This is a genomic window from Streptomyces sp. NPDC127100, assembly GCF_042724095.1.
Classification (GTDB): Bacteria; Actinomycetota; Actinomycetes; order Streptomycetales; family Streptomycetaceae; genus Streptomyces.
This window is the reverse complement of sequence record NZ_JBHXFL010000003.1, coordinates 326,195-351,144: the sequence shown is the minus strand read 5'-3', so window position 1 is coordinate 351,144 and position 24,950 is coordinate 326,195. Positions and strand designations below refer to the sequence as shown.

The 24,950-nt window shown below is 73.5% G+C and carries 29 protein-coding genes; 13 read left to right on the top strand and 16 right to left on the bottom strand.

Annotated features, from left to right (window positions below):
* The coding region (locus ACFWJB_RS06435) for a L,D-transpeptidase family protein (RefSeq protein ID WP_386920596.1) at window positions 1-770 on the top strand (770 nt) is incomplete at its 5' end.
* A gap of 203 nt (window positions 771-973) precedes the next feature.
* Here the strand turns inward: ACFWJB_RS06435 and ACFWJB_RS06430 are convergent.
* The 8 genes from ACFWJB_RS06430 to ACFWJB_RS06395 form a co-directional block, all read right to left on the bottom strand.
* Window positions 974-2,176 (bottom strand): hypothetical protein, encoded by a 1,203-nt coding sequence (locus ACFWJB_RS06430; protein ID WP_386920594.1) that lies wholly within the window; start codon window positions 2,174-2,176, stop codon window positions 974-976.
* A complete protein-coding gene (locus tag ACFWJB_RS06425) occupies window positions 2,176-2,838 on the bottom strand; it encodes an RNA polymerase sigma factor (protein ID WP_386920592.1) in 663 nt (220 codons plus the stop codon). Before ACFWJB_RS06425 ends, ACFWJB_RS06430 begins: the two co-directional genes overlap by 1 nt.
* Window positions 2,839-3,198: 360 nt before the next feature.
* On the bottom strand, window positions 3,199-4,113 hold the full coding sequence (locus ACFWJB_RS06420) for a hypothetical protein (RefSeq protein ID WP_386920590.1): 915 nt from the start codon (window positions 4,111-4,113) through the stop codon (window positions 3,199-3,201).
* 47 nt (window positions 4,114-4,160) lie between these two features.
* A complete protein-coding gene (locus tag ACFWJB_RS06415) occupies window positions 4,161-4,778 on the bottom strand; it encodes an RNA polymerase sigma factor (protein WP_386920588.1) in 618 nt (205 codons plus the stop codon).
* A gap of 98 nt (window positions 4,779-4,876) precedes the next feature.
* Window positions 4,877-5,323 carry a hypothetical protein gene (locus ACFWJB_RS06410; protein ID WP_385463124.1) on the bottom strand — a complete coding sequence of 149 codons (447 nt, stop codon included), beginning with the start codon at window positions 5,321-5,323 and terminating at the stop codon, window positions 4,877-4,879.
* Window positions 5,324-5,476: 153 nt separating this feature from the next.
* On the bottom strand, window positions 5,477-6,046 hold the full coding sequence (locus ACFWJB_RS06405; RefSeq protein WP_386920586.1) for a hypothetical protein: 570 nt from the start codon (window positions 6,044-6,046) through the stop codon (window positions 5,477-5,479).
* 87 nt (window positions 6,047-6,133) lie between these two features.
* Window positions 6,134-6,679 (bottom strand): hypothetical protein, encoded by a 546-nt coding sequence (locus ACFWJB_RS06400; RefSeq protein WP_386920584.1) that lies wholly within the window; start codon window positions 6,677-6,679, stop codon window positions 6,134-6,136.
* Window positions 6,680-6,776: 97 nt separating this feature from the next.
* Entirely contained in the window at window positions 6,777-8,405 is a 1,629-nt protein-coding gene (locus ACFWJB_RS06395) for a glycoside hydrolase family 20 protein (RefSeq protein WP_386920582.1), read from the bottom strand.
* A 224-nt stretch (window positions 8,406-8,629) separates the two neighbouring features.
* On the opposite strand from ACFWJB_RS06395, the gene ACFWJB_RS06390 reads away from it, so the two are divergent.
* The 9 genes from ACFWJB_RS06390 (at window position 8,630) to ACFWJB_RS06350 (ending at window position 15,171) form a co-directional block, all read left to right on the top strand.
* A complete protein-coding gene (locus ACFWJB_RS06390; protein ID WP_385463116.1) occupies window positions 8,630-9,130 on the top strand; it encodes a 2-oxo-4-hydroxy-4-carboxy-5-ureidoimidazoline decarboxylase in 501 nt (166 codons plus the stop codon).
* Window positions 9,131-9,389: 259 nt separating this feature from the next.
* Window positions 9,390-9,770 (top strand): succinate dehydrogenase, cytochrome b556 subunit, encoded by a 381-nt coding sequence (gene sdhC / locus ACFWJB_RS06385; RefSeq protein ID WP_385463113.1) that lies wholly within the window; start codon window positions 9,390-9,392, stop codon window positions 9,768-9,770.
* A gap of 5 nt (window positions 9,771-9,775) precedes the next feature.
* On the top strand, window positions 9,776-10,264 hold the full coding sequence (locus ACFWJB_RS06380) for a succinate dehydrogenase hydrophobic membrane anchor subunit (protein WP_385463110.1): 489 nt from the start codon (window positions 9,776-9,778) through the stop codon (window positions 10,262-10,264).
* Between the two features lie 19 nt (window positions 10,265-10,283).
* Window positions 10,284-12,038, top strand: coding sequence for a succinate dehydrogenase flavoprotein subunit (sdhA, locus tag ACFWJB_RS06375; protein WP_385463107.1), 1,755 nt, complete (start codon window positions 10,284-10,286; stop codon window positions 12,036-12,038).
* Window positions 12,038-12,811, top strand: coding sequence for a succinate dehydrogenase iron-sulfur subunit (locus tag ACFWJB_RS06370; RefSeq protein ID WP_385463104.1), 774 nt, complete (start codon window positions 12,038-12,040; stop codon window positions 12,809-12,811). The genes sdhA and ACFWJB_RS06370 overlap by 1 nt, the downstream gene beginning before the upstream one ends.
* Window positions 12,812-12,996: 185 nt before the next feature.
* Window positions 12,997-13,407, top strand: a complete 411-nt coding sequence (locus ACFWJB_RS06365; protein WP_385463101.1) for a VOC family protein — start codon at window positions 12,997-12,999, stop codon at window positions 13,405-13,407.
* A gap of 108 nt (window positions 13,408-13,515) precedes the next feature.
* The gene (locus ACFWJB_RS06360; protein ID WP_385463098.1) at window positions 13,516-13,923 is read left to right on the top strand and encodes a hypothetical protein; all 408 of its coding nucleotides are present in this window, start codon (window positions 13,516-13,518) and stop codon (window positions 13,921-13,923) included.
* Between the two features lie 4 nt (window positions 13,924-13,927).
* On the top strand, window positions 13,928-14,413 hold the full coding sequence (locus ACFWJB_RS06355; RefSeq protein ID WP_386920579.1) for a thiol-disulfide oxidoreductase DCC family protein: 486 nt from the start codon (window positions 13,928-13,930) through the stop codon (window positions 14,411-14,413).
* Window positions 14,414-14,424: 11 nt separating this feature from the next.
* On the top strand, window positions 14,425-15,171 hold the full coding sequence (locus ACFWJB_RS06350; RefSeq protein WP_386920578.1) for a TetR/AcrR family transcriptional regulator: 747 nt from the start codon (window positions 14,425-14,427) through the stop codon (window positions 15,169-15,171).
* Here the strand turns inward: ACFWJB_RS06350 and ACFWJB_RS06345 are convergent.
* Together ACFWJB_RS06345 and ACFWJB_RS06340 are read right to left on the bottom strand one after the other, a co-directional pair.
* Window positions 15,162-16,466, bottom strand: a complete 1,305-nt coding sequence (locus ACFWJB_RS06345) for a metallophosphoesterase (protein ID WP_386920577.1) — start codon at window positions 16,464-16,466, stop codon at window positions 15,162-15,164. The genes ACFWJB_RS06350 and ACFWJB_RS06345 overlap by 10 nt on opposite strands.
* Before the next feature lie 35 nt (window positions 16,467-16,501).
* Window positions 16,502-16,741, bottom strand: coding sequence for an SCO4848 family membrane protein (locus tag ACFWJB_RS06340; protein ID WP_385463086.1), 240 nt, complete (start codon window positions 16,739-16,741; stop codon window positions 16,502-16,504).
* A gap of 91 nt (window positions 16,742-16,832) precedes the next feature.
* Between ACFWJB_RS06340 and ACFWJB_RS06335 the strand changes: the two genes are divergently transcribed.
* On the top strand, window positions 16,833-18,122 hold the full coding sequence (locus tag ACFWJB_RS06335) for a D-alanyl-D-alanine carboxypeptidase family protein (protein WP_386920574.1): 1,290 nt from the start codon (window positions 16,833-16,835) through the stop codon (window positions 18,120-18,122).
* Here the strand turns inward: ACFWJB_RS06335 and ACFWJB_RS06330 are convergent.
* Genes ACFWJB_RS06330 through ACFWJB_RS06315 form a run of 4 tightly spaced genes read right to left on the bottom strand, consistent with a single transcriptional unit; the run spans window position 18,070 to window position 20,880 of the window.
* Entirely contained in the window at window positions 18,070-18,978 is a 909-nt protein-coding gene (locus ACFWJB_RS06330) for a YihY/virulence factor BrkB family protein (RefSeq protein ID WP_386920572.1), read from the bottom strand. The genes ACFWJB_RS06335 and ACFWJB_RS06330 overlap by 53 nt on opposite strands.
* On the bottom strand, window positions 18,966-19,436 hold the full coding sequence (locus ACFWJB_RS06325) for a GtrA family protein (RefSeq protein WP_385463078.1): 471 nt from the start codon (window positions 19,434-19,436) through the stop codon (window positions 18,966-18,968). The genes ACFWJB_RS06330 and ACFWJB_RS06325 overlap by 13 nt, the downstream gene beginning before the upstream one ends.
* Complete coding sequence (locus ACFWJB_RS06320; protein ID WP_386920570.1) at window positions 19,430-20,377, bottom strand: decaprenyl-phosphate phosphoribosyltransferase; 948 nt, start codon at window positions 20,375-20,377, stop codon at window positions 19,430-19,432. The genes ACFWJB_RS06325 and ACFWJB_RS06320 overlap by 7 nt, the downstream gene beginning before the upstream one ends.
* Window positions 20,374-20,880, bottom strand: a complete 507-nt coding sequence (locus tag ACFWJB_RS06315; protein WP_386920568.1) for a phosphatase PAP2 family protein — start codon at window positions 20,878-20,880, stop codon at window positions 20,374-20,376. Before ACFWJB_RS06315 ends, ACFWJB_RS06320 begins: the two co-directional genes overlap by 4 nt.
* Window positions 20,881-21,013: 133 nt before the next feature.
* Here ACFWJB_RS06315 and ACFWJB_RS06310 point away from each other — a divergent pair, with 133 nt between their 5' ends.
* Both ACFWJB_RS06310 and ACFWJB_RS06305 read left to right on the top strand, forming a co-directional pair.
* Window positions 21,014-22,381, top strand: a complete 1,368-nt coding sequence (locus ACFWJB_RS06310) for an FAD-binding protein (RefSeq protein ID WP_386920566.1) — start codon at window positions 21,014-21,016, stop codon at window positions 22,379-22,381.
* Between the two features lie 17 nt (window positions 22,382-22,398).
* Window positions 22,399-23,154 (top strand): decaprenylphospho-beta-D-erythro-pentofuranosid-2-ulose 2-reductase, encoded by a 756-nt coding sequence (locus ACFWJB_RS06305; protein ID WP_386920564.1) that lies wholly within the window; start codon window positions 22,399-22,401, stop codon window positions 23,152-23,154.
* Window positions 23,155-23,157: 3 nt separating this feature from the next.
* Here ACFWJB_RS06305 and ACFWJB_RS06300 read toward each other — a convergent pair whose 3' ends face one another.
* Both ACFWJB_RS06300 and trpS read right to left on the bottom strand, forming a co-directional pair.
* Window positions 23,158-23,736: a 2'-5' RNA ligase family protein gene (locus tag ACFWJB_RS06300; RefSeq protein WP_385463063.1), complete on the bottom strand. Its 579-nt coding sequence runs from the start codon at window positions 23,734-23,736 to the stop codon at window positions 23,158-23,160.
* 173 nt (window positions 23,737-23,909) lie between these two features.
* A complete protein-coding gene (gene trpS / locus ACFWJB_RS06295; RefSeq protein ID WP_385463060.1) occupies window positions 23,910-24,923 on the bottom strand; it encodes a tryptophan--tRNA ligase in 1,014 nt (337 codons plus the stop codon).
* Between the last annotated feature and the right edge of the window lie 27 nt (window positions 24,924-24,950).

Sequence of the window (24,950 nt, the reverse complement as noted above, 5' to 3'; positions counted from 1 at the left end):
CCGGCGGCACGGCGCGCGCGCCGGCTCCCCGGGGCCGGGGTGCGGGGCGTCCGACCACACCCGGCGCCGCCGTCGGCGTGCCGTCGAAGCGCGCCCCGTCCGTCCGCCGGCCGGCCCCCGCTCCGCCCGCCCGGCCCGCGCGGGTGCTGTGGTCGCGGGGCGCCACGGGCCGGGACGTGCGTGAACTCCAGGCACGGCTGCACCAGATCGGCTGGCTGGTCGACGGGCCCACGGGGACCTACGACGACCTGACCGAGCGTGCGGTGAACGGCTTCCAGCGCAAGCGCGGACTGCCCCGGACCGGCCGGACGGACACGGTCACCTGGCAGCGGCTGCTGGCGATGACGCGCGAGCCGGGGAGGTGGGAGCTGTACCGGATGGGCGGGCAGCCGGCCGCCGCGCCCGACGCGCGCTGCCTGACCGGGCGGGTGCTCTGCATCAGCAAGTCGAGCCGGACGCTGCGCTGGATGGTGGACGGGCGGACGGTGTCGACGATGGCGGTGCGGTTCGGTTCCCAGTACACGCCGACCCGGGAGGGCGTCTTCCACGTCTACTGGAAGTCGCGGCACCACTGGTCGACGCTCTACCGCTCGCCGATGCCGTACGCGATGTTCTTCAGCGGCGGCCAGGCCGTGCACTACTCGTACGACTTCGCCGCCCGCGGCTACGCGGGCGCCTCGCACGGATGCGTCAACGTGCGGGACGAGGGGGCGATCGCGGACCTCTACGCGCGGGTGCGCGACGGCGACAAGGTCGTCGTGTACCGCTGAGGCGGTCCGGGAGCGGATGGGGCGCGGGCGGGACCGGGGGAACGTGTCCCGCCCGCGCCGAGGTGCACGAGCCGCAGGTACGGGGGGAACCCCGGCTCGGTGCGGAAGCCGATGACCAGTCGGCTCACTCAGTACTGCGCCCCGGCGGCCGAAAGTGTCACACCTGCGGCGGAGAAAGTTGCGCGCGTGAGCGAAAACGCAGGTCAGGCGATATTGCCAAGCCCCGGAGACTCCTGCTGGGCGTACTTCGGGCGCCGGTCCGGCAGGGGCACGAAGGCCGCGGGCGCGCCCGTGGCGTGGGCGGGCCGCAGCGCCGCGGGGCCCTGGGCGTGGGGGTTTCCGGCGCCGCGGCCCGGGCCGTCGTCGTCCTCGTCCCCGGAGTCCTCGCCCTGGCCGCCGCCCTTGTCGCCGTTTCCGGCCTGGCCGTCCTGGTCGCCCTGGTCGTCCTGATCGCCCTTACCGCCGTTGTCGCCCTGCTTGCCGTTGCCGTTGCCGTTGCCGTTGCCCTTGCCCTTGCCGCCGGTGCTCTTGCCGGGCGTGCCGTTGCCCGCCGTGCCGCCCACCAGTCCCTCCGCGGCCTCCCCGGCACCATCACCGGTCCGGCCCCGGGTCGCGGCATCGGTGCCGGCGAGGACGCTCCGGCAGTACGCGTCCACCCGTGAGGTGCCGCCGGCCGCCTCCGTCAGCGCGCGCCTGCGGGCGCCGTCCAGCGTCCTGCCGGCGCCCACCTCGCGGCACGAAGCGGCGAGTTCCCGCCGCCGGACGCCCGCGCCGCCGGTCCCCTGGTCGCGGGTGCCCGGGCCGGCCTCGCCGGCCTCCTCGTCGCGCGTGGTCCCGCTGCCGGAGGGGCCGGGCGTGACTCCGTCGGGCGTGGATCCGCCCCGCGGGCCGTCCAGCGGCGCGGGCGGGCCGAGCGGGCGGTCGGGGGGCGTCGCCGCCGAGACGCTGGCGGCGGGGTCGGGTTCGGCACCGCCGAACGGGGTCGGCAGGACTCCGGTTCCGGCCGCGACCGCCACCCCGCCGACCATGCCGGCGGTCAGCGCGGCGGCCAGACCGAACCGCAGCGGACGGGCCCAGCGGGAGCGCCGAACGCCGTCGCGGCGCGCTCCGATGCGGACCAGCCCGGCGTCGGAGTGCCGCACCGGGGCGTCGTGGCCGAGGGCGGCCGGCGCGTCGGCCCACTCCCCCGCCCGGTCGGCGCGCGCCTTGCGGAAGGCGGCCAGCGCGGCGGCCTCACCGGGCAGTTCTCCGCTGGTCGGCGCGGGGTGCGCCGCCAGCGCGTCCAGGGTCTCGGCGAGCCGTTCGGCCCGCTCCAGCGCCGCGGGGTCGACAGCTTTCAGTGACTCTCCGCGCAGCAGGATCTCCGCCGTTTCGCGGTCCAGCCACCCGTCCTGCTCGTCGGCCATCACATGTCCTTCTGCGTCCGCGGACGCGTATGCGTCACAGTCGCGGACGTCACCGCACGGTGGCGCGGTTCTCGCTGGGGCGGCAGGGCGTCGAGCGCCCCGGTGGATTCCGGATCGCCGCCGAGCAGTTCGGCCAGGCGCTTCAGTCCCCGGTGCGCCGCCGTGCGGACGGCGCCGGGGCGCTTGCCCAGCGTCTCGGCCGCGCTCTTGGCGTCGAGGCCGACGACCACCCGCAGGACGACCGCCTCGGCCTGGTCCTGGGGCAGGCGCGCGATGAGGGAGAGGGTGCTTCCGGTCGCCAGGGCCTCGAGGGCCTCGCCGGCGGTGTCGGACTCGGCGGCCCTGCCGGTCAGCTCCGTCTCGTCGCCGCCGATCGCCGGCCGGCGTCCGCGCATGCGGATGTGGTCGAGCGCGCGGTTGCGGGCGATCCGGGCGGCCCAGCCGCGGAACCGGTCCGCGTCGCCGTCGAAACGGTCGAGGTCGCGGGCGATCTGCAGCCACGCCTCGGACGCGACGTCCTCGGCGTCCGGCTCACCGACGAGCGTCCGTACGTATGTGAGCAGCCGCGGGTGCACCGAGCGGTACACAGTCCGGAACGCGGTCTCGTCCCCGTCCTGTGCCGCACGCACCGCGGCGGTCAGCTCCGCGTCGTCCCCCAGCACCGAACGCGCCTCTCTTTGCACCTCAGCCGGCGCCGCTCTCGCGGACCGGGTGCTCGCCGTCGTGGTTCCTCAATGCGTGGTCGCGGTGGTCTCCCGCTGCTGTGATGCGGAAAGGTCCCCCGCTGGTCGGCGCGAAAGGCACGTTACGTCTTGAAACCGCCACTCGTCCATGTCCTCATCGCATTGCCGTACAAGATGCAACTAAGCCGTGACGCGGTGAGGTGTGACAGAAAACGCAGTGCCGGCGCTGTAGCAAGTACGGGTCGCCGCGCGGCCCGTGCCGCGCGACGGCCGGGGCCTCTCCTGTGGGGGGTGGCGGCCCCGGCCGTTGCCTTGGCCACCGCGCTCGCCTTCGGCGCGCTACTCGCCCCTGCCGCGGTCCTGGCCCGTCTTCTCCCCGTGACCGGCGTTGTTGCCGCCGGAGTTGCCGCCGTCGCTGCCGTTGCCGTTGCCGGAGCCCGCGGTCCTGCCGGGGCCGCCGCTCGCCGGGGCCGGACCGCTCGGAACGGTGCCGGCGACCCGGGGGTTCCCGGCGTTCCCCGCGCCCGCGGGTCCCGTCTGCCGGGCGCAGTACGCCGCTACGTGCCGCTCACCGCCCGCCGCGGCGACGAGCCGCTGCCAGGCCGTCGCGTCCAGTGCGCGGCCGTGCCCCGCGACCCGCTCGTAGGCACGGCAGTGGGCCGCGGCGTCGCGGCCGGCGTTCCGGGCGCCGGGCCCGGCGGTGGCGGCGGAGGGCGGGGCGGAGCGTCCCGGCCCGGCGGGGCGTCCGGCGTCGCCCGCGGAGGCGGGGGCGGCGGTGGACGTCGGTCCACGGTCGCCGGCGGACGGGGTGCCCGTGGCCGGGGAGCCGCCCCCCTCGCCCGCCCCGATCGCCGCGTACGCGACGCCGCCGAGCGTGAGGCTCGCCAGCAGGACGGAGAGGGTCACCCTCAGGGAGCGCCGCGCGCGCCGCGGGTCCCGTGGCCGCCAGTCGTCCCGGCGGCGGATACGCGCGGTGCGCGCCGCGCGGTGCGCCCCCGCGTCCCGGGCGGCCCGGAAGGCGTCCACCGCCCGCCGCTCCCCCGCACCCGTGTCATAGCCACCGCGCAGAGCCCCGGCGAGCAGCTCCTCCGTGGCCGGGCGGGCCTGCACGGAGCGGGCCGGCCGATGTCCGCGGGGACCGCCGTCACCGGCCCCGCGGACATCGGGGGTCTCCCGGGCGCCTCGCGCGTCCCGGGCGTCGGGGTGGGCAGGCCGGGGGGCGTGGGGGCCGTCGGCGCTCCGGTGTGCACCCATGTCCGCTTCCGTTCCCGCTCGGTCCGCCGGGCCGCCGTCGGCGCCCGTCATGTCGACTCCCCCAGCGTCCTGGGCCTCTCATCCGTCACACCGTCCGTGCCCAGCTGCCGGGCCAGCCGCTTCAGCCCCCGGTACGTCGCCGTGCGCACCGCGCCCGGCCGCTTGCCGAGGACGCGCGCCGCCGCCGGGCCGTCGAGACCGACGACGACGCGCAGCAGCACCGCCTCCGCCTGGTCGCGGGGCAGCCCGCTCACCAGTGCCAGGGCGGCCCGGGTGGACAGCGTCTCCAGCGCCTGGTCGTGGGTGGAGTACGGGCCGGGCAGCTCCAGCACGTCCTGCTCCAGCGCCGACCCCCGGGGCCGCACCTTCTGGCGGCGCAGGTGGTCCAGTGCCCGGTGCCGGGCGATGGTCGCCGTCCAGCCCCGGAAACCGGCCCCGTCGCCCCGGAAGCGCCCCAGGTCGCGGGCGATCTCCAGCCAGGCGTCGGACGCCACGTCCTCGGCGTCGTCCCCGACCAGCCCGCGCAGATAGCCGAGCAGGCCGGGCTGCACGAGGCGGTAGGCGACCGCGAAGGCGGCCTCGTCGCCCTCCTGGGCCAGCGCGACGGCCGCGCCCAGTTCCCCGTCGTGCGCCTGTACGCGGCGGGGTTCCCCTCCTCGGCCCAAGAAGCGTCCTCGTCCGTACCGGATTCCCGGCGTGCTCGTCGAGCCCGCCCCCAAGGTCATCAGCGTCGGGCCGCACGGAAGTGTCACAGCGGACGGCGTCACCGGCCCGCCGTCGCCTCCCGGCACAGCAGGCGCAGCGACCCGTCGCCGGCGAAGCACCGGCGGGCCTCGTCGATCGGGTCCCACAGGCGGCCGTCGCCGGTGCGGATCCAGTGGTCGCCGCCGGTCGCCCACCACTCGGCGCCGCCCTGCCGCACGATCACCTCACCGGCGTAGGCGCCGAGGCCGCGCAGGACGGTCTCCACCGCGGCGTAGGGCGCCCCCTCGCCGCGGATGCCGTCGATCATGCGGTCGACGCGCCACAGACTCCGGGGCGAGTAGTCGAGGCGCAGCCGCGCGCCCTCGCGCAGCACGGCCACCGTGTCGGCCGCCCACCGCACGGGCCTGGTGGCGGCCCAGGGCCGGTGCGCCGCCGCCGGACCGGCACTCGGGGCCGCGGCGGCCGGGGCAGTGGTCTCGCTGGTCACCGTCGTTTCGCTCGTCACAGTCGTCACATCCGCTAGAGCGTCGTCCGGCGGCGTTCCGTCACAGGGTCGCGGCGGTGGTTCCGCAACCGGCGCAGGACCGCCCCACCGTCACCACGTCCGCCGCACGACCGCCGCGCCGTCCCCGCAGGACGGTCACAGCCCGGCGGGCCGTCAGCCCCGGCCGCGAGCCCGGCGGGAGACCACCGCCCGCAGCACCCGCCGTCCCTCCGTGGACACGTCCAGGGCGGCGCGGAGTCCGGCCGGGCCGTGACCCGCGAGCAGTTCGAGGACGCTGACCTGGCGGCGCAGCTCGGCGGCGACCAGCGGCGCCTCGCCCTGTGTGGGCTCCTCAGGGCCGGCGCCGGCACCGCCGGCGTCCTCCGTGGCGGGGTCGAGGAGCCGGTGGATCCGCAGTGAGGCCACGGAGCAGGCGTCGGCCCAGACCCGTACCTCGGCGGCCGAGCACCCCGGCGGGGCGGCGTCCAGCATCCGCCGGGCCAGCAGGACGGCCTCGTCCTCGCCGGCCGCGCCGGGCCCGGCGAGCCTGCCGCGTGCCTGGTCCCAGGCCCCGGCCCAGGCGGGCCCGCCGCCGGTCACGTCCGCGTCGGCGAGGGTCGCCCACAGCGGCCGCAACACGTCGTCGTCTCCGTCCAGCAGGGGCAGGCAGCGGTCCAGGCAGGCCAGTCCGCTCGCGGCGAGCCCGCGTGCGTCGGCCTGCGCGATCAGTTCCACCAGACTCATCCGGCGCCTCCTCGTCCCTGCCGCTCCGGCCCGCTGTCCGCCACGGAGCCCGCATTTCCCCCTACTGCGTGCGTCGGGCCCCGCGTGTCACAGCGGCACCACGCCGAGCCGGTCGAGGAACCGGAAGAAGAGGTCCTCGGCCACCGGCGCCCTGCCGGACGCGGAGCCCGGGCGGAGGGCCGCGCCGTCCCCCGGCCCGGAGGTCAGCACGTCGGCCAGCTCACCGGCGTCCGCCGTGCGCCCGGCCTCGGCGGCCCAGGCGACGGCCCGCTCGGCGGCGTCCGGGGGATCGAGGAAGTAGTCCTCCAGCGTGAGCCCCTCGTTCTCGGCACCGAGGTACGCGGCCATCGCGGCCCGGACCAGGCAGGTCGTCCACGCCCCGCTGACGGGCGCCGCCGCCTCCACGACCACGCAGTCGCTGTCCATGACGTAGCCGAACAGCGCGGGCGCGCCGGTCTGCGCGGCCAGGTCGTTCATGTTGCCGACGTCGCCGTCGCCGCCCGGGTACTCCCAGACCTGCCAGCCCTCCGGCGCGGACACCCGCAGCGTCATGTCCGGGGCGCCGGCCAGGGCGTCCAGCTCCGCGAGGGGCCGCTCGGCGCGGCCCACGACGAAATACCCCCAGTAGCCCATGTCCCGGCTCCCCCCGGCGTGTCGGTCGGCTCGCCCACACATCACCACAGGCCCCCGGGGATCCGCAGCCGTATCGGGCGATCCGGCGCGGACCGGGTCAGTCGAGCCGGCCCGCCAGCGCCTTGAAGTCCGCCCAGGAGAGCTCGGGCTTGTCCGGGTCCCACAGCTTCTGGACGGTCGCCGCCAGCGGCAGCCGGATGCCGGCCGCGACCTGGGCCTGGGTCTGGGCGCCCGGGATGTCGCCCCAGACCGCGAAGCTGCCGCCGAGGATCTGGTCGTCGTACTTGGCGTCGACGGCCGTCGTGCCCCGCAGGACGCGCGGGGTCCACTGCTCGTAGATGCGCTCGCCGGTCGGGTAGACGAAGGTCTGCGGCTCACCGAGCACGTAGTAGAGGAACTCGTCGTTGTAGTTGAGGACCTGGCGCCCCGCGCTCAGGTAGGCCGTGGGCGGCCGGGCGCCGATCTCCTTGCCGGTCCAGTAGGCGACCTTGATGTCCTTCAGGGGTTCGACGGACGTGTCCTTGAAGAAGCCGTCGTTCCAGGCGCGCGGGGTGCGGTCGTGGGCCATCACGGTTTTGGCGCGGCCGTTGAGCCAGCCGGTCGTGAGGTCGGCGACGGTGCCGCCGGAACCGTAGGCCTCGCGGGCGGCGGCGGCGAGCGTCGGGTAGGACGCCTCGGGGTCCGGAACCACGAGCGCCTGGTACTCGTCGGCGCCCAGGTGGAACTGGGAGCCCGGGAAGAGATCGGCGTACTCGTCCAGCAGGTCGTCGACGATCTGCGCGGCCTCCGACTTGGAGATGTCGATCGCGCCGCGCGTGGCCGTGCCCCGGACGTTGCGCAGTTGCAGGTCGGGGTGCGCGGCGATCACCGCGCCGAGGTGGCCCGGCGAGTCGATCTCGGGGACGACGGTGATGTGCCGGGAGGCGGCGAGGTCGGTGATCTCCTTGACCTCGGCCTTGGTCAGGTGGTCCTCGGAGACGATCTCCGGGTGCGAGTCGGACTCGATGCGGAAGGCCTGGTCGTCGGAGAAGTGCAGGCCCAGCTCGTTGTACTTCAGGTCGCCCAGCTCGCGCACCCGGTCCTTGATCCAGTCGGCGTCGTAGTGCTTGCGGGCGATGTCGAGCATGAAGCCGCGCTTGGGCTTGGCCGGCTCGTCCCGCACGACGCCCTCGGGCGCGGTGCCGCCGCCGTCCACCTCCTGCTTGAGGGTGCGGGTGCCGTAGAAGACGCCCGCCTCGGCCGGCCCGCTGACGACGACGCGGCCGTCGCGCACCGTCATGGTGTACGACTCCGGGTCGGCGCCCTTCTCGGCCCTGACCTCCAGCCGCAGGTCCCCGGCGCGCGCGTCGTCCTGCTCGCCGGCGTACGTCATGCCGAGCTCGCCGGCCACGAGACGCCCCTCGTCGGCGAGGGACGGGTCGGCGACGACGACCCGGTGACCGGGGCCGGGCTGCCAGCCGGGGCCGCGGGCAGCGGTGTGCTGCCGCACGGCCGGTATGGTCCGCGGCTCCTTGGACAGGGCGTACGAGCGACTGGGGCTGGGCGAGGCGGAGGGGGCGGCCGCCTCGCCTGAGGAACGCGCCGCCGAGCCCGCGGGCCCGCCGTCCCCGTCGCCGCCGGCGGCCCACAGGCCGGCACCCACGCCGAGCGCCGCGACCGCCGCTCCGGCGATCACGGCCCGCTGCCTCACCTTGCGCGCCGGTGTCCGGCGTCCGTGCTGGCTCACAGCGCCAACCTAAGGCCGACCGCTTCACCATGCGTCCACCACATGTTCCGAAACTCTCCCGTTCGGGTGAAATTCGGGCAGCGTACGGACATGCGATGCCCTCTCTCGGTAACGTGTCGTCACATATTTCGCACAATCCACTGCCGACACACACGTGACGCCCACAAGGACCCACGCTGCCTGTGCACCGTCTTCCAGATCTCCCCGGCCGAGTCGCCATACCGGTGCCGGTGCAAACCCGCGCCGCACCGGCAACACCCGCTTCGCTGGAACTCTTCAACACGGCCCCCGCCGAGGAGGCCGCCCGCACCCTGCTCACCTGCCTGAACAGCCGCGACTGGGCGCACCGTCTCACCGCCCACCGGCCCTACCCGGACCTCCCCGCCCTCCTCGCGGCGGCCGACGAGGCCGCGTACGACCTGACCCCGGGGGAGCTGGGGCAGGCCCTGGCGTCGGAGGCGCTGCCCGCCCTGCCGGAGGACACGTACGCGGCGGCCCACACGGCCCTGAGCGCGGCGACCGCGGCCTACGAGGCCCGCTTCGGACACGCGTTCGTCATCTGCATGGACGGCCTGACCGCCGACGAGGCGCTGAACCACGTACTGGCGGCCATCCGGTCACGATTGGCGAACGATCCGGACGAGGAGCGCCTGGTGGCGGCCGAAGAGCTCCGGCGCCTGGCCAGGGCCCGGCTGACCGGCGCCCTCGGGGGCGCGGGGCGGTGACCTCGGCGGCTCCACCGCGGGCCACCGGCGGCCTCAGGCGGCCCGCACCCGGCAATCCGGGCGAACCGCCGCCCCGGTGACGGCCCGCGGCCTGCCGACTGCTCCTTTGAGTGCAACTTTGATCACATAGGCAGGCCCCCCGTAAGCACCACAGGCAACCGTCGCTACGATGCTGGGGGCCGGTGGACCGTACCCGGCCGGGCCCGACCGACAAGGAAAGCCGGCGCGGCCCCAATCCCCGCTCCCGGAGGAAACTTCCGTGCCGGCTGGAACGCTGTACCGCGGCCGGGAAGGAATGTGGTCCTGGGTGGCTCACCGAGTCACCGGCGTCCTCATTTTCTTCTTCCTGTTCGTTCACGTGCTGGACACCGCTCTCGTCCGCGTGTCCCCCGAGGCCTACGACACCGTCGTGGCCACGTACAAGACGCCGATCGTCGCGCTGCTGGAGTACGGCCTCGTCGCCGCCATCCTGTTCCACGCGCTCAACGGCCTGCGTGTCATCGCCGTCGACTTCTGGGTCAAGGGCGCTCGCTACCAGAAGCAGATGCTGTGGACCGTCGTCGCCCTGTGGGTCGTGCTGATGGCCGGGGCGATCTACCCCGTCCTCGGGCACGCCGCTCGTGAACTCTTCGGGAGCTGACGCACATGTCGACCACTGAAACCACCCCCTCCGGCATCGGCCCCGTCGAGGGCGCGGGCGCCTCCGTCTACACCGTGGACAACCCGGCGCCGCTGATCGAGCCGCCCCGCAAGCGGACCAAGAAGTCCCCGAAGTCCACGCGCGGCAACTTCGAGATGGCCGCCTGGCTCTTCATGCGCCTGTCCGGCGTCGTGCTGGTCGTCCTGGTCATCGGGCACCTGCTCATCCAGCTCGTGCTGGACGGCGGCGTGTCGAAGATCGGCTTCGCCTTCGTGGCCGGCCGCTGGGCCTCGCCGTTCTGGCAGGTCTGGGACCTGCTGATGCTCTGGCTCGCCATGCTGCACGGCGGCAACGGCCTGCGCACGGTCATCAACGACTACGCGGAGCGCGCGAACACCCGGCTGTGGCTCAAGGGCCTGCTCTACACCGCCACGGTGTTCACCATCCTGCTGGGCACGCTGGTGATCTTCACCTTCGACCCGAACATCCGCTAGGCACGGGGCTGCGAGAATCATGAAGATCCACAAGTACGACACCGTCATCGTCGGCGCCGGTGGCGCCGGCATGCGCGCGGCCATCGAGTCGACCAAGCGCAGCCGCACCGCCGTCCTGACGAAGCTCTACCCCACCCGCTCCCACACGGGCGCCGCGCAGGGCGGCATGGCCGCCGCGCTGGCCAACGTGGAGGAGGACAACTGGGAGTGGCACACCTTCGACACGGTCAAGGGCGGTGACTACCTGGTCGACCAGGACGCCGCCGAGATCCTGGCGAAGGAGGCCATCGACTCGGTCCTCGACCTGGAGAAGATGGGCCTGCCGTTCAACCGGACCCCGGACGGCACCATCGACCAGCGCCGCTTCGGCGGTCACAGCCGCAACCACGGCGAGGCCCCGGTCCGCCGGTCCTGCTACGCGGCCGACCGCACCGGCCACATGATCCTCCAGACGCTGTACCAGAACTGCGTCAAGGAGGGCGTGGAGTTCTTCAACGAGTTCTACGTCCTGGACCAGCTGATCACCGAGGTCGACGGCGTCAAGCGGTCGGCCGGCGTCGTCGCGTACGAGCTGGCGACCGGCGAGATCCACGTCTTCCAGGCGAAGGCCGTGATCTACGCGTCCGGCGGCACCGGCAAGTTCTTCAAGGTGACGTCCAACGCGCACACTCTGACCGGTGACGGCCAGGCCGCCGTGTACCGGCGCGGGCTGCCGCTGGAGGACATGGAGTTCTTCCAGTTCCACCCGACCGGCATCTGGCGCATGGGCATCCTGCTGACGGAGGGCGCCCGCGGTGAGGGCGGCATCCTCCGCAACAAGGACGGCGAGCGCTTCATGGAGAAGTACGCGCCGGTCATGAAGGACCTCGCGTCCCGTGACGTCGTCTCCCGCTCCATCTACACGGAGATCCGCGAGGGCCGCGGCTGCGGTCCCGAGGGCGACCACGTCTACCTGGACCTCACCCACCTCCCGCCGGAGCAGCTCGACGCCAAGCTGCCCGACATCACGGAGTTCGCGCGGACCTACCTCGGCATCGAGCCCTACACGGACCCGATCCCGATCCAGCCCACCGCGCACTACGCCATGGGCGGCATCCCGACCAACGTCGAGGGTGAGGTCCTCGCGGACAACACCACCGTCGTGCCGGGTCTGTACGCGGCCGGCGAGGTCGCCTGCGTGTCGGTGCACGGCGCCAACCGCCTGGGCACCAACTCGCTGCTCGACATCAACGTCTTCGGCCGCCGCGCGGGCATCGCCGCCGCGGAGTACTCCCAGAAGGCGGACTTCGTCGAGCTGCCGGAGAACCCGGAGTCCCTGGTCGTCGAGCAGATCGAGCGGCTGCGCACCTCCACCGGCTCCGAGCGGGTGGCCGAACTGCGCCGCGAGCTGCAGGAGACCATGGACGCCAACGTCATGGTGTTCCGCACCGAGCAGACGATCAAGACGGCCGTCGAGAAGATCGCCGAGCTGCGCAAGCGTTACAAGAACGTGGCGATCCAGGACAAGGGCCGCCGGTTCAACACCGACCTGCTGGAGGCCGTCGAGCTGGGCAACCTGCTCGACCTGGCCGAGGTCATGGCGGTGTCCGCGCTCGCCCGCAAGGAGTCCCGCGGCGGTCACTACCGCGAGGACTACCCCAACCGCGACGACGTCAACTTCATGCGCCACACCATGGCGTACCGCGAGGTGGGCGACGACGGCTCCGAGTCCATCCGTCTGGACTACAAGCCGGTCGTCCAGACCCGCTACCAGCCGATGGAGCGTAAGTACTGATGGCTACCCCTGTCATGGAGAAGAGCGACAAGGCCCCCGAGGCCGGCTTCGCCGACTCCCCGTACATCACGGTCACCCTGCGCGTCCGCCGGTTCAACCCGGAGGTCTCGGCGGAGGCGACCTGGCAGGACTTCCAGCTGGAGATCGACCCGAAGGAGCGCGTCCTCGACGCCCTTCACAAGATCAAGTGGGAGCTGGACGGCACGCTGACCTTCCGCCGTTCCTGCGCCCACGGCATCTGCGGGTCGGACGCCATGCGGATCAACGGCAAGAACCGGCTGGCCTGCAAGACGCTGATCAAGGACATCAGCCCCGAGAAGCCGATCACGGTCGAGGCCATCAAGGGCCTGACGGTCCTCAAGGACCTGGTCGTCGACATGGAGCCGTTCTTCCAGGCGTACCGGGACGTGATGCCCTTCCTGATCACGAAGGACACCAACGAGCCGACGCGCGAGCGCCTGCAGTCCGCCGAGGACCGCGAGCGCTTCGACGACACGACGAAGTGCATCCTGTGCGCCGCGTGCACGTCCTCGTGCCCGGTGTTCTGGAACGACGGGCAGTACTTCGGCCCGGCGGCCATCGTCAACGCCCACCGCTTCATCTTCGACTCGCGTGACGAGGCCGGCGAGCAGCGGCTGGAGATCCTCAACGACCGCGACGGCGTCTGGCGCTGCCGCACGACCTTCAACTGCACGGACGCCTGCCCGCGCGGCATCGAGGTCACGAAGGCGATCGCGGAGGTGAAGCGGGCGCTGATCACGCGCCGCTTCTGACGTCCGCCGGTTCGCCGCCGTAGGCCGGTGAGGGCCCCGCTTCCCCTGGAGGCGGGGCCCTCCGGCATGTGCCACCCCATGGGGTGAACGCCGCCGGGGGTCCTTGCCGCCGGACGGGCGAAGAGCGCGCCCCACGAGGAATGACAATCAGCCGTTCCGGACGATGACCGTCCTAGCCTGACGCCATGTCAGATGACGAGTCGTACGAACTGCTCGGGTTCGACAACGTGCTGCTGCCCGTCGGCGACCTCGGCGAGGCCGTCGGCTTCTACGAGCGGGCCGGTTTCCCGGTGGCCTTCCGGCTCGACGAGGCCGGGATCGCGCTGCTGAAGGTCGGCGGCGAGACGCCGGGCGTCCTGCTGCGGGCGGAGGAGGAGTTCGGGCGGCGCCCGCCGCCGTGGCCCTCCGCGCGGGTGTGGCTGGAGGTGCCCGACGCGCGCACGGCGGCCCGAGCGCTGCGCGACGCGGGCATCGCACCGCTGGACGAGCCGTTCCCCGGCGCCACCGGCTGGACCGTCGAGTTCGCCGACCCCTGGGGCAACGTCGTGGGCCTCACCGACTACTCCAAGCGCCCGGAGCTCGGCCGCCGGCCGTGACCGCCGCCCCGTGACGCGGGCCACTCCACCCTTGAGTTGAACACGTTCAAAAGTGGGTCTACAGTCAGTCCCGTCAGCGTTTTGAACGCGTTCAAGAAGGGGTGGGGCATGGACCGCACCGTCATCGCCTACGTCATCTACCTGGTCGTCAGCATCGGTCTGACCGTCTGGGTGGCCCGCACGCTCAGCCGCAACGGCCGGGTCTTCCTCGCCGACGTCCTGCACGGCAACGAGAAGCTCGCCGACGCCGTGAACCACCTGCTGGTGGTCGGCTTCTACCTCGTCAACCTCGGTTTCGTCGCCCTGTACCTCAGCGGCGACGAGACGATCACCGACACCCGGGGCATCTTCGAGGCGCTGTCGACCAAGGTGGGCGTGGTGCTGCTGGTGCTCGGCGTGATGCACCTCGGCAACGTCTACGTGCTCAACCGCATCCGGCGGCGCGGGGTGATGGAGCGGGAGCAGGTGCCGCCGGTCCCGCCGCAGGGCTGGGTGGCCCCGACGGCCGGGGCCTGAGCCGATGGCTCCCGCCCCCGGGACGGCCGGCGCCCCCGTGCGCCGGCTCACCGTCCTCTACGACGCCGAGTGCTCCCTGTGCACCCACGTACGGGACTGGCTGCTGCGGCAGCCGCGGCTGGTGCCGCTGGAGCCGGTCCCGGCGGGGTCGGCGGAGGCCCGGCGACGGTTCCCCGGCCTGGACCACGGCACCACCCTCGACGAGGTCACCGTCGTCGGCGACGCCGGGCAGGTGTACCGGGGCGCCGCGGCCTGGATCGTCGTTCTGTGGGCCCTGCGCGCACACCGCCCGCTCGCCCACCGGCTCAGCACCCCCGCCGGGGCCCGGCTGGCCCGCGGCGCCGTCCTGGCCGCCGCCAGGTGGCGCGACACCCGACAGCGCTGGGGCGGCAACGGCTACCGGCGCGCGGACGGCTGGGTGTACGAGCCGGGGCTCGGCTGGCTGTACACCGGACCGGGCTGCGACGACGGCGCCTGCGCCACTCGTTAGGCTCTCTTCCTGTGCCTGCGAAGAACGACGGCCCCGACGACGGTGCCCCCCTCAGCAAGTCCGAGCAGACCCGCGCGCTGATCCTGGAGACGGCCATGCGGCTGTTCCAGGAACGCGGCTACGACCGGACGACCATGCGGGCCATCGCCCAGGAGGCCGGCGTCTCCGTCGGCAACGCCTACTACTACTTCGCGGGCAAGGAGCACCTGATCCAGGGCTTCTACGACCGGATCGCCGCCGAGCACCAGGCGGCGGTCCGGGAGGTCCTGGCGCGGGAGACCGACCTGGAGGCGCGGCTCGCCGGCGTGCTGAAGGTGTGGCTGGACATCGCGACGCCGTACCACGAGTTCGCGGTGCAGTTCTTCAAGAACGCCGCCGACCCGGACAGCCCGCTCAGCCCCTTCTCCCCGGAGTCGGAGCACGCGCGCGTGGAGGCCATCAGCGTCCACCGCTCGGTGCTGGCCGGTACGAAGACCAAGGTGCCGGAGGAACTGCGGGACATCCTGCCGGAGCTGATGTGGCTCTCCCAGATGGGCCTCGTCCTGTACTGGATCTTCGACCGCACCGAGGGCCGCGAGCGCAGCTACCGGCTCGCCGAGCGCGGCGCCCGGATCACCGCCCGGGGCGTCGCGCTGGCCCGGTTCCGGGTGCTGCGCCCGCTGGTGCGCGAGGTGCACGAGCTGTTCACGGACTTCCTGCCCGGCATGACGAAGGCGCTTCCCGACCCCGCGGCCGGGAAGCCCTCCCGTCAGGCCTGACGGGACGCCAGCTCGATCACCGTGATGTCCGACGGCGCGCCCACCCGCGTGGGCGGGCCCCAGGCGCCCGCGCCCCGGCTGACGTAGAGCTGGGTGTCGCCGTAGCGCTCCAGGCCCGCCAGGGTCGGGTTGGCGGCGCCCGCGATCAGGTTGCCGGGCCAGAGCTGGCCGCCGTGGGTGTGGCCGGAGAGCTGGAGGTCGACGCCGTGGTCGACGGCGTCGTGGATCTGCACCGGCTGGTGGGCGAGCAGCACGCAGGCGCGGGCCCGGTCGCGGTCGCCGAGGGCGCGGGCGTAGTCGGGGCCCTGGCCCTCGTCCTCGCCCGCCACGTCGTTGACGCCGGCCAGGTCGAAGTGGGGCAGTTCGGTGCGGGCGTTCTCCAGCGGGATCAGGCCGAGCCGCCGTACCTCGGCGACCCACTGCTCGGCGCCGGAGAAGTACTCGTGGTTGCCGGTGACGAAGTACGCGCCGTGCCGGGCCCGGAGCTGCGCGAGCGGGGCGGCCGCGGGGCCGAGGTCCTTCACGCTGCCGTCCACCAGGTCGCCGACGACGGCGACGAGGTCGGGCTGCGTGGAGTTGATCGTGTCGACGACCGTCTGCGCGAAGCCCCGGCCCAGCACCGGGCCGAGGTGGATGTCGCTGACCACGGCGATGCGGAAACCGTGCGCCGCGCGCGGCAGCTTGGCCAGCGGCACGGTGACCCGCTTCACCTTCGGGCCGCGCAGTACGCCGTAGGTGCCGCCGGCGACCGTCCCGACGGCCGCCGCGGCGGCGGCGCCGGCGACGACGCGGGAGACGAACAGGCGGCGCGAGGGGACGGCGAGGGAGCCCGGCGGCGTGGGCGCGGGCGCGGCGGGCGGCTCGGACTCCGCGGGGGGTGTGCCGGGCGGCACGGAGCCCGCCGGCATGCGCTCCGGGTCCGCTGCCGGGGCCGGCACCGGCAGCTCGTCCGGCTCCGCCGGCTTCGCGGCTGCCCGACGCTCCAGGAACCGGCGCAGCAGCGGCCGTACGGCCTCGCCCGCGAGCACCGCCAGCAGCAGGTATATCGACAGGGCCAGCCACAGGAAGCCGGGCCAGGCCAGGACGCGCTGGAGCCAGAAGGGGGCGCCCGTGCGCTCGGCGACCAGCGCGCCGACGGCCAGCACCCAGCCCCCGGCGATCACCACCGCGCCCGCGCGGCGGACGGGGCCGGGGCCCCGGGTGGTGTCGCGGAACAGGCGCAGCCACACGTACCGGTTCGCCAGCACGACCACGCCCAGCACGACCAGTGCGACCAGCGCGAAGACGACCACCATGCCGTCGGATCCCCTCAGTTGTGACGTCGGTGACGTTATGACGTTCGGCGCAGTGCGCGCACTGAGCGCAACCCGATGGCCCCGACGACCGTCCCCAATACGAAGGAGACGACCGCGAGCAGCAGGTGCACCCAGAAGTACGCCGTGGGGTCGCCGTCCTCGAAGGCCAGCCCGCTGCCGTCCTTGACCAGGTTTTTGACGAAAGTGATCCAGATGATCCAGCTCCACACCCCGAAGGCGAGCAGGAACCAGGAGACGGGGCGGCTGAGCTTCATGAACCCAGTATCGCCGCCGGATGTCCGGTTCCGTTCGCGGGGTGGGGAGCGGGGTGGGAGGACGCCGGTGGCGGGCGGTACGTTGCCGCTCGTGCCCGCATCCATGAAGACCGTCCGGCGTTCCCTGCCGGTCACCGCCGCCGCCCTGACCGCGCTCACCCTCCTCGCGCCCGCCGCGCTCGCCGCCCCGAGCCCCACGGCGAGCCCGTCGGCGAGCCCCACGGCCACTCCCCCGGCGTCGATGTCCTCCGTGGGCGGCACGCGGCTCGGGCGGCCCGGGACGCAGGTCGATCTCGCGGGCGGGGCCCCCGTCCTGCCCAAGGACCTCACCGCCCGCTCCTGGATCGTGGCCGACGCCGAGACCGGCGACGTGCTCGCCTCGCACAACGCGCACTGGCGCCTGGCCCCGGCGAGCACCCTGAAGATGCTGTTCGCCGACACGCTGCTGCCGAAGTGGCCGACGACCACGCAGCACAAGGTGGCGGTGTCCGACCTGGCGGACGTCGGCGCCGGGTCCAGCCTGGTCGGCATCAAGGAGGAGGAGACCTACACCGTCCACGACCTGTGGCTCGGCGTCTTCCTGCGGTCCGGCAACGACGCCGTGCACGTGCTGTCGGCGATGAACGGCGGGGTCGACAGGACCGTGGCGGAGATGAACGAGCACGCCGCGGAGCTCCAGGCCCTCGACACGACCGTGGTCAGCCCCGACGGCTACGACGCGCCGCACCAGGTCTCCTCCGCGTACGACCTGACGCTGTTCGCCCGCTCGGGGCTGCAGAAGAAGGACTTCCGCGAGTACGCCTCGACGGTCCGCGCGAAGTTCCCGGGCGAGACGGCCAAGGACAAGAAGGGCAGGACGTCCCGTGGGTCCTTCGAGATCCAGAACACCAACCGGCTGCTGGCCGGCGACTCGGACATAGGCGTCTACCCCGGCATCGCCGGGGTGAAGAACGGCAACACCACCAACGCGGGCGCCACCTTCACCGGGGTCGCCGAGCGCGACGGCAGGGTGCTGCTGGTCACCGTGATGAACCCGGCGAAGAAGGAGCACAACGAGGTCTACAAGGAGACCGCCCGGCTGTTCGACTGGGGTTTCCAGGCGGCCGGCAAGGTGAAGCCGGTCGGTGAGCTGGTGCCGCCGAGGAGCGCGGTGGCGGCGAGCGCGGAACCCGACGACTCGGGTCAGGCCGGGGGCGCGGGCGGGAAGGCCGTCATGGGGACGAAGCCCGTGGCGGGCGCCCCGGCCGCGGACGGCTCCACCGGCGTCGGGATCGCGGCCGGCATCGCCGCCGGGGTGCTGGTGCTGCTGACCGGCGGGGCCTTCCTGGTCAATCGTCGCTGGCCGCTGCCGGAGCTGGTGCGTCGCCGGTCCCGTCCGTGAGCTCCTCGGCCTTGCTGCCCGTCGCCGTCCAGGCGGCGCAGAACAGCACCAGCTTCGAGGTGAAGTTGATCCACAGCAGCAGCGCGACCGGGACGCCGAAGGCGCCGTACATGCTCTTCGTGGCGACGCCCTGCATGTAGCCGCTCAGCAGCAGCTTGAGCAGCTCGAAGCCGACCGCGCCGATCAGGGCGGCCACCACCAGGCGGCGGCGGCCCGGCTGGACGCCGGGGAGCAGGGTCAGCACGTACAGCAGCAGGAGGAAGTCGGCGAGGACGGCGACGGCGAAGGCGGCGATGTGCAGCAGGACGCTGCCGAAGCCGCCCTCGGCGATGCCGAGCTGGCGGATGATCCAGCCGACCAGCGCCGAGGCGACGGTGGAGATGCCGACGGTGACCAGGAGCGCGCCGCCGAGGCCGACGAGGACACCCGCGTCCTTGGCCCGGTGCAGGAGTGGGTTCTCCTCCTCGTCCGGCACCTCCCAGACGGCGCGCAGACAGCCCCGGGTGGCGTCGACCCAGCCTATGCCGGTGAAGAGCAGCAGGAGGCCGGCGATGAGGCCGACCGTGCCGGCGTTGTCGACCAGGCCCTGGATGTCGATCTGGTCGGAGATGCCCGGGACCTGCTCGGCGATCTTGTCCTGGAGCTGGTCCTGCTGCTTCTGGCTGAGCGTGGCGGCCGCGACGGCGGCGGCGAGACTGAGCAGCGGGAAGAGCGCGACGAAGCTGGTGAACGTCATCGCGGCGGCCAGCCGCGTCCACTTGACCCGGTCCAGCCGCTCGTACGACCGCCACGCGTGCGTGGTCATCAGCCGGGCGATCCACGGCCCCACCACGGGGAGCTTCTTCAGCCAGTCCATGATCCGACGCTGCCCCCGGTCGTCCCGGTCCATGATCCCGGCCGGCGGCCGGGTGTCTTCCCGGAGCGGAAGACCAGTGTCCTTGTGCCCCAGAAACGCAGGATGGTGGCCAGCGCCATGCCGATTCCCGCGCCGGAGACCGTGTCGGCGCGCTGCGAGGTGAGTCCGAGGCCGTAGTGGCTGACGGCCAGGCACAGCAGCTGCACGGCGGCTCCGGCCGCGTTCACGGCGAAGAACACGAGGTACGGGCGCAGGCCGCGCGGGCGGGCGTGCCGGTAGGTGCCCAGGGCGTTGCCCGTATAGGCCACGGAGCAGCCGGCGACGAAGGACAGGGACTTGGCGGTGAGCGGGCCGAGGCCGGCGGGGCCGCGCAGGACGGTGAAGAGCCCGAGGTCGACGGCGTAGGCGAGGAGCCCGGCCAGGGCGAAGCCCACCAGTTCGCGCCGGCCGGCTACCAATTGGCCACCGCCAGGCCGTACATCGCCAGCCACACCAGGCCGATCAGTGCCAGGGCCCGGTCGCGCAGGACGACGTCCTCGGGCTCGCCGGCCGTGCCGCGGTCGGCGAAGACGGCGTAGCGCAGCACGGCCAGGATGAAGGCGACCATGGACAGCTGCCGCCAGGGCAGCACGCTGGTGTGCGGGACGCCGCCCTCCTCCATGGCCCACAGGCAGTAGCCGAGGACGGCGACGCCGGCCGCGAGCTGCCAGACGAAGCGCAGGTAGCCGGTGGTGTACTCGGTGAGCAGCGCACGGGTGGCGCCCGCCTCGCCGGCCATCTGCACGGCCTCGCTGTAGCGCTTGGCGGAGACCATGAACAGGGCGCCGAAACCGGTGGTGATGAGGAACCAGCGAGACAGCGGGATGCCCAGCGCGAGCCCGCCGACCATGGCCCGCATCAGGAACCCGGTGGTGACGACGGCGAGATCGACGACCAGCACGTGCTTGAGGCTGACGCAGTACGCCAGTTGCATCGCCAGGTAGGCGACCAGCAGGGCGGTGACGGCCGGTGGGCACAGCCGGGCCGCGAGGACGGGCGCGAAGACGCCCAGGGCGCCGCCGGCGGCGTAGGCGACCGGGACGGGGACCTGCCCGGCGGCGACCGGGCGGTGGCGTTTGACCGGGTGGGCGCGGTCGGCGTCGGCGTCGCGGGCGTCGTTGACGAGGTAGACGGCGGCGGCGCAGGCGGTGAACAGGACGAAGACCAGGGCGAGCCGGCCCAGGGCGTGCCGGGAGAACAGCTCGCCGGCGGCGGCCGGGGCGGCGACGACCAGCACGTTCTTGATCCACTGGCGCGGCCGCGCGGTCCTGAGCAGGCCGCCCGCGAGGCCGCCGCGGCCTGGCGGGGCGGGCCGCGGCTGTTCGGGAGCGCGCTGCCGCAGGACGGCCGTGTCGGTCACCGGGTCCCCTCCCGCATCCAGCCGGCCCCCAGCCGGGCGGTGAGCGCGCCCAGCGCCGCGCCCGCCGCCACGTCGGACGGGTAGTGGACGCCGACGACCAGCCGGGACACGCACACGGCGGCGGCCAGCGGCCAGGCGGCGCGCACGCCGAGCGCGCCGAAGACGACGGCGGCGGCCGCGGCGGAGGTGGCGTGGGAGCTGGGGAAGGAGTGCCGGCCCGCGGTGCGCACCAGCGGCTGGACGTGCGCGGGGCGGGGACGGCGCACGACCCGCTTCACCCCCATGCTGGCCAGGTGCGCGCCCGCGGTGAGCGCCGTGCCGCGCAGCCACGCCGCGCGCCGCCCGCGGTCCACGGCGGCTCCGGCGAGGCCCGTCGCGAGCCACAGCGCACCGTGCTCCCCGGCCCAGGACAGGGTGCGCGCGGCGGCGGCCACGCGCGGGTCCGTGCCGCAGGCTCTGAGCGCCGTCACGATCCGGTGGTCCATGTCGTCGAGGTCGTCCATGTGGACTCACTGTTCACGCCGACGGGGCGTGAAGTCCGGCATGATCGAGCGACATACCATTAATCACCCGTTTCGGGGAGGGACGGGATGTTTCGTAACTGATCGCTCGCACAAGGGGGATACGGTCACCGGTATGTCTGCCGACACCGTTCCCGACGCCGAGTGGGGCACCGTCACCGGCTGGGGCCGCACGGCGCCCACCGGGGCCCGTCTGGTCCGTCCGCGGACGTACGAGGAGGCCGCGGCGGCCGTCCGGGACTGCGGGGCCCGCGGCGGCATCCCCCGGGGCCTGGGCCGGGCGTACGGCGACGCGGCGCAGAACGCGGGCGGCGCCGTGCTCGACATGACGGGCCTGGACCGGATCCACGCCATCGACGCCGACGGCGGCACCGTGGTGTGCGACGCGGGGGTCTCCCTGCACCGGCTGATGGAGGTCCTGCTGCCGCTCGGCTGGTTCGTGCCGGTGACGCCCGGCACCCGCTACGTGACGGTCGGCGGAGCGATCGGCGCCGACATCCACGGCAAGAACCACCACGTGTCCGGGTCGTTCGCCCGGCACGTGCCGTCCCTGGAGCTGCTCACCGCCGACGGCGGGATCCGCACCGTGGACCGCGGCACACCGCTGTTCGACGCCACCGCCGGCGGCATGGGCCTGACCGGGGTGATCCTCGCCGCGACCGTGCGGCTCCAGCGTGTCGGGACCGCGCTGATGTCGGTCGACACCGAGCGCGCCACCGACCTCGACGACCTCATGGCCCGTCTGACGGCCACCGACCACCGCTACTGCTACTCGGTCGCCTGGATCGACCTCCTCGCGCGCGGCGCGGCGACCGGGCGGGCGGTGCTCACCCGCGGGGACCACGCCCCGCCGGACGCGCTGGACGCCCGCGCCCGGCGCGATCCGGCGGCGTTCCGCACCTCCCGCCTGCCGGCCGCCCCCGCCTTCCTGCCGGACGGGCTCCTCAACCGGACGAGCGTGGGCCTGTTCAACGAGCTCTGGTACCGCAGGGCCCCCCGTGCGCGCCGCGGGCAGCTCCAGCGGATCTCCACCTTCTTCCACCCCCTGGACGGGGTGCCCCACTGGAACCGCGTCTACGGCCGCGGCGGCTTCGTGCAGTACCAGTTCGTCGTCGGGCACGGCCGGGAGGAGACCCTGCGCCGGATCGTGCGGCGCATCTCCGCGCACCGCTGCCCGTCCTTCCTGGCCGTCCTCAAGCGCTTCGGGCAGGCCGACCCCGGCTGGCTGTCGTTCCCGGTGCCCGGCTGGACCCTCGCGCTGGACGTCCCGGCCGGGCTGCCGGGGCTCGGTGCCTTCCTCGACGAGCTCGACGAGGAGGTCGCCGGGGCCGGCGGCCGCGTCTACCTCGCCAAGGACTCCCGGCTGCGGCCCGAGCTGCTCGCCGCGATGTACCCGCGCCTGGACGACTTCCGCGCGCTGCGCGCGGAGCTGGACCCCCGCGGGGTGTTCAGGTCCGACCTGTCCCGGCGCCTCGCCCTCTGACCCTTTCTGGAGCTGTCGTGAAGGACGCCTTCGGCCTCCCCCAGTCCCTTCTCGTCCTCGGCGGTACGTCCGAGATCGCGCTGGCCACCGTGCGCCGCCTGGTCGCCCGCCGCACCCGCACGGTCTGGCTGGCCGGCCGCCCCTCCCCCGCCCTGGACGCGGCGGCGGAGCAGGTGCGCGGGCTGGGCGCCGAGGTGCGCGCCGTCGCCTTCGACGCGCTGGATCCCGGGTCCCACGAGGAGGCGCTGGGCAAGGTGTTCGCCGAGGGCGACATCGACCTGGTGCTCCTGGCGTTCGGCGTCCTCGGCGACCAGGCGCACGACGAGCGCGAGCCGCTGAACGCCGTGCGGGTCGCGCAGACCAACTACACCGGCGCGGTCTCGGCCGGCCTGGTGAGCGCCCGCGCGCTCCAGGCGCAGGGGCACGGCTCCCTGGTGGTGCTGTCGTCCGTGGCCGGGGAGCGGGCCCGCCGGGCCAACTTCATCTACGGCTCCAGCAAGGCCGGCCTGGACGCCTTCGCGCAGGGTCTCGGCGACGCGCTGCACGGCACGGGTGTGCACGTCATGGTCGTGCGCCCCGGGTTCGTGCGGTCGCGGATGACGGCCGGGATGGAGGAGTCGCTGCTCGCCACGACGCCGGAGGCGGTCGCCACGGCCATCGAGCTGGGGCTGCGGCGCCGCTCGGAGACGGTGTGGGTGCCGGGTGCGCTGCGGGTGGTGATGTCGGCGCTGCGGCACCTGCCGCGGGGGATGTTCCGGCGGCTTCCGGTGTAGAACCTAGCGGGCCGGCAGGGAGCCGGTCTCCAGGCGTCCCGACTGCGGGGGCACGACCGCGCTGCCGAAGGGGAACTCGCGCAGCTTGCGCCACACCCCGTCGGCACCCTGCTCGTAGAGCGCGAAGCCGGTGCAGGGCCACTGGGCCTCGTAGTCGGCCAGCTCCTCGTAGGCGCGGTCCATGGCGGCCTCGTCGATGCCGTGCGCGACCGTGACGTGCGGGTGGTACGGGAACTGCAGTTCGCGCGCCATCGGCCCGGAGGAGTCGCGGACCCGCTTCTGGAGCCAGGAGCAGGCCGCGGCGCCCTCGACGACCTGGACGAAGACCACTGGCGACAGCGGGCGGAAGGTCCCGGTGCCGGACAGCCGCATCGGGAAGGGCCGGCCGCGGGCCGCCACCTCCGCCAGGTGCGACTCGACCGCGGGCAGCGCCGCGCCGTCGATCTCGGTCGGCGGCAGCAGCGTGACGTGCGTGGGGATGCCGTGCGCCGCGGCGTCGCCGAAGCCCGCGCGCAGCTGCTGAAGCCGGCTGCCGTGAGGCTCCGGGACCGCGATCGACACGCCGATCGTTACGGTCCCCACGTCGTCTCCCTGTCGTTCTGTCGGTGCCGCCCGCCCACCGGCGTGCGGCGGTGGCCGCCGATACGGCCACCCGGTTATCGACTGTACGGCCACGACCCTGTCCCGGGCAGGCGCAACCGGAGTGATGTGCAGCGCTACGGTGGCGTGCCGGGCGCTCGGTGCGGTACCGCCGGTCAGTGCTTGGCGGGCAGGAAGCCCATGCCGTCGTACGCCCGGGCGAGGGTCTCGGCGGCGACGGCGCGCGCCTTCTCCGCGCCCTTGGCCAGCACCGCGTCGAGGGTCTCCGGGTCGTCGAGGTACTGCTGGGTGCGCTCCCGGAAGGGCGACACGAACTCGACCATGATCTCGGCGAGGTCCGTCTTCAGCGCGCCGTAGCCCTTGCCCTCGTACTGCTGCTCCAACTCGGGGACGGTGGTGCCGGTGAGGGTGGAGTAGATCGTCAGCAGGTTGCTGACGCCGGGCTTGTGCTCACGGTCGAAGCGGATCACCGTGTCGGTGTCCGTGACCGCGCTCTTGACCTTCTTCGCGGTGGCCTTCGGCTCGTCGAGCAGGTTGATCAGGCCCTTCGGGGTGGCCGCCGACTTGCTCATCTTGGCGGTCGGGTCCTGAAGGTCGTAGATCTTCGCGGTCTCCTTGAGGATGTACGCGCTCGGCATGGTGAAGGTGTCGCCGTAGGTCTGGTTGAACCGGTCGGCGAGGTCGCGGGTCAGCTCGAGGTGCTGGCGCTGGTCCTCGCCGACGGGGACCTGGTCGGCCTGGTAGAGCAGGATGTCGGCGACCATCAGCATCGGGTACGTGAACAGGCCGACGGTGGTGCGGTCGCTGCCCTGCTTGGCGGACTTGTCCTTGAACTGGGTCATCCGGGAGGCCTCGCCGAAGCCCGTGATGCAGTTCATCAGCCAGCCGAGCTGGGCGTGCTCGGGCACGTGGCTCTGCACGAACAGCGTGCAGTGCTCCGGGTCGAGACCGGCCGCGAGGAGCTGGGCGGCGGCGACACGGGTGTTCTCCCGGAGCACCTTCGGGTCCTGCGGGACCGTGATCGCGTGCAGGTCGACGACCATGTAGAACGCGTCGTGGGTGTTCTGCATGTCGACCCACTGGCGGACGGCGCCGAGGTAGTTGCCGAGGTGGAACGAGCCGGAGGTCGGCTGGATACCGGAGAGCACGCGGGGACGTTCAGAGGCCATGGCGCCATTCTCTCAGAGCCGGGAGGG

What these genes read in the sequence shown, in the direction of transcription:
- ACFWJB_RS06405 (WP_386920586.1), bottom strand. Translation starts at nt 6,046, where the DNA reads ATGAGTCTGGTGGAACTGATCGCGCAGGCCGACGCACGCGGGCTCGCC.
- ACFWJB_RS06315 (WP_386920568.1), bottom strand. Translation starts at nt 20,880, where the DNA reads ATGGACGACCTCGACGACATGGACCACCGGATCGTGACGGCGCTCAGA.
- ACFWJB_RS06365 (WP_385463101.1), top strand. Translation starts at nt 12,997, where the DNA reads ATGTCAGATGACGAGTCGTACGAACTGCTCGGGTTCGACAACGTGCTG.
- ACFWJB_RS06340 (WP_385463086.1), bottom strand. Translation starts at nt 16,741, where the DNA reads ATGAAGCTCAGCCGCCCCGTCTCCTGGTTCCTGCTCGCCTTCGGGGTG.
- sdhA (WP_385463107.1), top strand. Translation starts at nt 10,284, where the DNA reads ATGAAGATCCACAAGTACGACACCGTCATCGTCGGCGCCGGTGGCGCC.
- ACFWJB_RS06330 (WP_386920572.1), bottom strand. Translation starts at nt 18,978, where the DNA reads ATGGACTGGCTGAAGAAGCTCCCCGTGGTGGGGCCGTGGATCGCCCGG.
- ACFWJB_RS06310 (WP_386920566.1), top strand. Translation starts at nt 21,014, where the DNA reads ATGTCTGCCGACACCGTTCCCGACGCCGAGTGGGGCACCGTCACCGGC.
- ACFWJB_RS06430 (WP_386920594.1), bottom strand. Translation starts at nt 2,176, where the DNA reads ATGGCCGACGAGCAGGACGGGTGGCTGGACCGCGAAACGGCGGAGATC.
- trpS (WP_385463060.1), bottom strand. Translation starts at nt 24,923, where the DNA reads ATGGCCTCTGAACGTCCCCGCGTGCTCTCCGGTATCCAGCCGACCTCC.
- ACFWJB_RS06420 (WP_386920590.1), bottom strand. Translation starts at nt 4,113, where the DNA reads ATGGGTGCACACCGGAGCGCCGACGGCCCCCACGCCCCCCGGCCTGCC.
- ACFWJB_RS06345 (WP_386920577.1), bottom strand. Translation starts at nt 16,466, where the DNA reads ATGGTGGTCGTCTTCGCGCTGGTCGCACTGGTCGTGCTGGGCGTGGTC.
- ACFWJB_RS06400 (WP_386920584.1), bottom strand. Translation starts at nt 6,679, where the DNA reads ATGGGCTACTGGGGGTATTTCGTCGTGGGCCGCGCCGAGCGGCCCCTC.
- ACFWJB_RS06355 (WP_386920579.1), top strand. Translation starts at nt 13,928, where the DNA reads ATGGCTCCCGCCCCCGGGACGGCCGGCGCCCCCGTGCGCCGGCTCACC.
- ACFWJB_RS06370 (WP_385463104.1), top strand. Translation starts at nt 12,038, where the DNA reads ATGGCTACCCCTGTCATGGAGAAGAGCGACAAGGCCCCCGAGGCCGGC.
- ACFWJB_RS06360 (WP_385463098.1), top strand. Translation starts at nt 13,516, where the DNA reads ATGGACCGCACCGTCATCGCCTACGTCATCTACCTGGTCGTCAGCATC.
- ACFWJB_RS06380 (WP_385463110.1), top strand. Translation starts at nt 9,776, where the DNA reads ATGTCGACCACTGAAACCACCCCCTCCGGCATCGGCCCCGTCGAGGGC.